The organism is Alteromonas sp. 4NS20-0143 (assembly GCF_057542855.1).
On sequence record NZ_BAAJLR010000019.1, the window covers coordinates 1 to 3,872 of the forward strand.

6 protein-coding genes and 1 pseudogene are annotated in these 3,872 nt (G+C 40.6%); 2 read left to right on the forward strand and 5 right to left on the reverse strand.

Annotation, left to right across the window (positions count from 1 at the left end; genetic code table 11):
• Positions 1-243: pseudogene (locus AC27HD_RS18695) on the reverse strand (hypothetical protein); the annotation flags it as partial.
• 591 nt (positions 244-834) lie between these two features.
• On the opposite strand from AC27HD_RS18695, the gene AC27HD_RS18700 reads away from it, so the two are divergent.
• Together AC27HD_RS18700 and AC27HD_RS18705 are read left to right on the forward strand one after the other, a co-directional pair.
• Positions 835-1,257 (forward strand): putative toxin-antitoxin system toxin component, PIN family, encoded by a 423-nt coding sequence (locus tag AC27HD_RS18700; RefSeq protein ID WP_032139785.1) that lies wholly within the window; start codon positions 835-837, stop codon positions 1,255-1,257.
• Position 1,258: 1 nt separating this feature from the next.
• Positions 1,259-1,480: a toxin-antitoxin system HicB family antitoxin gene (locus AC27HD_RS18705; RefSeq protein WP_032096746.1), complete on the forward strand. Its 222-nt coding sequence runs from the start codon at positions 1,259-1,261 to the stop codon at positions 1,478-1,480.
• Positions 1,481-1,609: 129 nt separating this feature from the next.
• Here the strand turns inward: AC27HD_RS18705 and AC27HD_RS18710 are convergent, their stop codons facing one another.
• From AC27HD_RS18710 to AC27HD_RS18725, 4 genes are all read right to left on the reverse strand, one after another.
• Entirely contained in the window at positions 1,610-1,804 is a 195-nt protein-coding gene (locus AC27HD_RS18710; RefSeq protein ID WP_279321762.1) for a hypothetical protein, read from the reverse strand.
• A gap of 528 nt (positions 1,805-2,332) precedes the next feature.
• Positions 2,333-2,617, reverse strand: coding sequence for a hypothetical protein (locus AC27HD_RS18715; RefSeq protein ID WP_487107786.1), 285 nt, complete (start codon positions 2,615-2,617; stop codon positions 2,333-2,335).
• Positions 2,618-2,739: 122 nt separating this feature from the next.
• Entirely contained in the window at positions 2,740-3,027 is a 288-nt protein-coding gene (locus AC27HD_RS18720) for a hypothetical protein (protein ID WP_487107788.1), read from the reverse strand.
• Between the two features lie 134 nt (positions 3,028-3,161).
• Positions 3,162-3,395 (reverse strand): hypothetical protein, encoded by a 234-nt coding sequence (locus AC27HD_RS18725; protein ID WP_487107790.1) that lies wholly within the window; start codon positions 3,393-3,395, stop codon positions 3,162-3,164.
• Positions 3,396-3,872: the final 477 nt, after the last annotated feature.

A 3,872-nucleotide genomic window follows, 5' to 3' on the forward strand; every position in this document is an offset into this window, starting at 1 on the left:
ATTTACAGTCTTACCGTCACTATTGATAGATATTTTGAAGCGGGAGCACCCAGCAACTTTATCTTTAGCGATTGATACTGGATATTTAGGCGTTACTAATTTTGCGGGTATCCAATATTCTTCCGCCGCTACTTTGCTATGAGTGAAGTCTAGGGTTTCTGAAGTGCTTAAAGTGGGTGCTTCATAGGTCGCACATGATGCTAAAAATATCGTAGCGGTAGTTAAAAAAAGTAATCTTTTCATATTCATCCTTGTAAGTTCTAACTTTAAGCTAAGCGGCGCAGTTGCGTGGGGCATAATGGCGAAGCCGCCCCGCGTAAATGCGTCCGAACGACCGAAGGGAGTGACTTAAGCGCCTTGTTAGAAGCAGAGCCTGTTCCTTTGGCCTAATTAAAAACTAATGAAGCCAGCATACGATTGATTATTAACACAAACAAGTAAAACGACTGTGCAGTGATGGTTTTGATTTGACTGAAGCAAGCCGCCATTTGAACTGTCGGACGCATTGGCGCTTGCTGACGTTGAATAAGAACTTGGCGATAAAGCGCCTAATGCGCAACCTTTGAAGTTAATGCGGCGAAGTTAAAACCACCAAAAGCCAGAGCGATGCTAGTGAAAGCAGGTGAGGGTGGTTGAACTGGTGGTTTTATAAAGCCAAACGCAGTTAAGGCTGACGCCTTCTAACTTTTCAATAACGGGCATATACATGTGGGGCATAGTGGCGAAGCCGCCCCGCGTGTATGCGTCCCAGCGAACGCAGTGAGTGTGTTCATTGAGTTGTTAGCTACCATCGTTAAATTGAAAAGTGATAGCATATACGCTAGCATATAAATTATGAATAAAGTAGTTATCGATACCAGTGTACTTATTAGCGCCCTGATTGGCAAAACAGGGCCAGCCCGAGAAGTGGTACGGCAATGCTTGTTGGGTCGGTTAAAGCCGTTGATTAGCACGACCTTATTTTTGGAATACGAAGCAGTAAGTAAGCGAGACAAAATCAAAGAATTATGTCCGCTTACCGAGGGCGAAGTGAACGATTTATTAGCAGCATTTTTTAGTGTGTGCGAATGGGTGCAAATACATTATTTGTGGCGGCCAAATTTAAAAGACGAAGGCGATAATTTTCTCATTGAACTTGCAGTAGCAGGAAATGCCGAGAGCATTATTACGAACAACTTGAAAGATCTGCGAAATGCGGAATTACAATTTGACGGTTTAAAAGTGTTAGCGCCAGAAGATTATTTGAGAGGAGTTTAATATGTCTACTTTAACTGTACGTTTACCAGACGATAAGCATAATCGATTGAAGGCTCTGGCTGCGCATAAAAAGTTGAGCTTAAACAAATTAATAGAAGAGCTGTCTACACAAGCGATAGCTGAGTTTGATACTGAGGTAAGGTTTAAGGCGATTGCTGCTACTGGAGACAAAAAGAAAGGTTTAGAACTTCTAGAAAAGCTTGATTCACATTTTGGTAGCTAACACCTAAATATGGGGCACAAACAGGCAGGATACAATGGCGAAGCCGCCTGCCTGTTTGTGTCCCAGCCCGCTTGCGGGCGACATAATTTTTTTGTTATGTGCGAAATATAAAATACCTTGAGCCAACTCTTAGTACCCATAACGTTCAGGATTTTTGAAAATTGAAGAAACTGTTTCAAGGGCAGATGAATAACTCAATCCACATTGCTCAAGAATTTCGATAGCGGCTTTGCTATTTTTTGACTTGATAGCTGCATCAAATGATTCGGTTGCTTTTAACACAAATAACCTTTCATTTATTGTCATCCCTTTCAGGTCTTCCATTTTCAATTAACCTACTAGCACATAACTTTCCAATAACGGGCGCAGACATGTGGGGCATAATGGCGAAGCCGCCCCGCGTGTAAGCGACCCAGCGAACGCAGTGAGCGTGTTAATTGGGTTGTTATGAGACATTACTGATTAGTCCTTTTGCCTGCAATACCGATAAACAAAAATAGGAAAAATAAAATGCAAGGCATGATGGCAAATAAGGGGCTTTGCAGGAATGCCAAAAGAATTTTTGAAAGAAGGTCTACGCTAAAATCGGTGTTTTCAGGCCAATGCATGAACAAAGATAAAGGAAAGAAGATAATAAGAAGTTTTAAGTAAAATATGACCGCGGTCCATAATGCCTTCTTTGCAGTATCTTTAAATTCATAGATGTTCAATTGTGTGATATCCGACTGGCACATAACACCCTACTTTGGGGCATAAACATGCAGGCTAAAATTGGAGCGGAGCGACTGAGCCTGCATGTTTATGTCCCAGTGAGCGCGAGCGAACGACAACAGTTGTTTGTTAGCAGCCGACCTAATTAAAACCTAAATAAAGTACAAAAACGGCCATAGAAAAAGGGAGTACTAAAAAGTTAAATGTAGTTTCAATATCCTTTTTGAATACTGCCCTAATGCCAATATAGCTATTAAACAGTGTTACTACTACCGATAAAAAGCCAACGATGATTAGCTTAACGGGGTAGTCCATATTCGGATGAAATAAATAAGCAACTATTGCCGGTGGGATTAGAAGTGGTATCTCCGCCACGATCCAAGAAACTTGATTTAAATATTTAGTGTATTTTTCGGTCAAATTCATCGAAGGCTGCTAACTTTTAAATAAGGGGCGCAGGCACGTAGGGCATAATGGCGAAGCCGCCCTGCGTGTATGCGTCCCAACGAGTGATAGCGAGTGACTTTATTTTCTTGTTATATTGCAACTTAAAATAACCACTGAATTAAAAAGTAAACTGGCACAGCGACGAATGAAATAGGGATAATCGGCAACAAAATTACAACAATAAATGCTTTGGCATACACATTAACTGTTGTCTCATTAAAGCCATAAGAAAATAGGAAATCATTTATCATATTGTTACCTGTTTCCTTTTCGTATTCTTTTTCAAATTCACTATCTGTAACTAAAACAGCTTTAAAAAGATACTTAATAATAGGAAAGCACACCACAAATCCAACTAATAAAGATACGAACATCGCTCTATAATCCATGCTCACCCTTTGAAATATAACTTTCCAATAACGGGCGCAGGCATGTGGGGCATAATGGCGCAGCCGCCCCGCGTGTATGCGTCCCAGCGAACGAAGTGAGTGCGTTGATTGGGTTGTTATGTGAATTTGCTGATTTAATCTTGAAAGTCCTCGGGTATCTCTTCTTTGAAAAGAGCGATTGCCTGTTCGACTAGTTCTAAATCTAGCTCATCTTGGAACAGAGTAACTTCTCTTTTCTTTTTAGTGTCTTCCCGGAAGATTTCCATGACCATATTGTTATTTACATATATTTCGACGCCAATACCATCGCGACCACCAGTGTCACTAGCTATGATGTAATGTTCTATTTTTGAAAACTTCTCACTCATGTAGAAATCCACGATTCACATAACTTTTAAATAAGGGGCGCAGGCATGTGGGGCAAAATGGCGAAGCCGCCCCGCATGTTTGCGTCCCAGCCCGCGCAGCGGGCGAACTTGATTTTTTTGTTATGTGACTTTGCCAATACAGAGTACCTAAGTTTTATGGAATTTAGAAACAGGAAATATGGCAACCAGAGCGAACATAAAAAACACTTCGAAGGCCAGAAGCCCACTAATTGCAATTAAGACTATGTTAAGCGCTAACTGTTTATTGGACAAATCAAAGTACTTACGCAACCAGTCTATTTCACTGAACAGATAGAAAAAAATGACGAATGCAAAAGTACAACTAGCTAAAACATTGAGCTTGAAAACACAAGGAAGTATGAAGAAGCAACTAGATAAAAAAAGAACCAATAACTGTATCTTAGGAAGTTGCAGTCTGTCTTCATTAGTCATTAGATGATTCTATTCCCTTAGTCA

Excerpts from the sequence above, each read along its gene's own strand:
- AC27HD_RS18700 (WP_032139785.1), top strand. The coding sequence starts at position 835 with ATGAATAAAGTAGTTATCGATACCAGTGTACTTATTAGCGCCCTGATT.
- AC27HD_RS18705 (WP_032096746.1), top strand. The coding sequence starts at position 1,259 with ATGTCTACTTTAACTGTACGTTTACCAGACGATAAGCATAATCGATTG.
- AC27HD_RS18710 (WP_279321762.1), bottom strand. The coding sequence starts at position 1,804 with ATGGAAGACCTGAAAGGGATGACAATAAATGAAAGGTTATTTGTGTTA.
- AC27HD_RS18715 (WP_487107786.1), bottom strand. The coding sequence starts at position 2,617 with ATGAATTTGACCGAAAAATACACTAAATATTTAAATCAAGTTTCTTGG.
- AC27HD_RS18720 (WP_487107788.1), bottom strand. The coding sequence starts at position 3,027 with ATGGATTATAGAGCGATGTTCGTATCTTTATTAGTTGGATTTGTGGTG.
- AC27HD_RS18725 (WP_487107790.1), bottom strand. The coding sequence starts at position 3,395 with ATGAGTGAGAAGTTTTCAAAAATAGAACATTACATCATAGCTAGTGAC.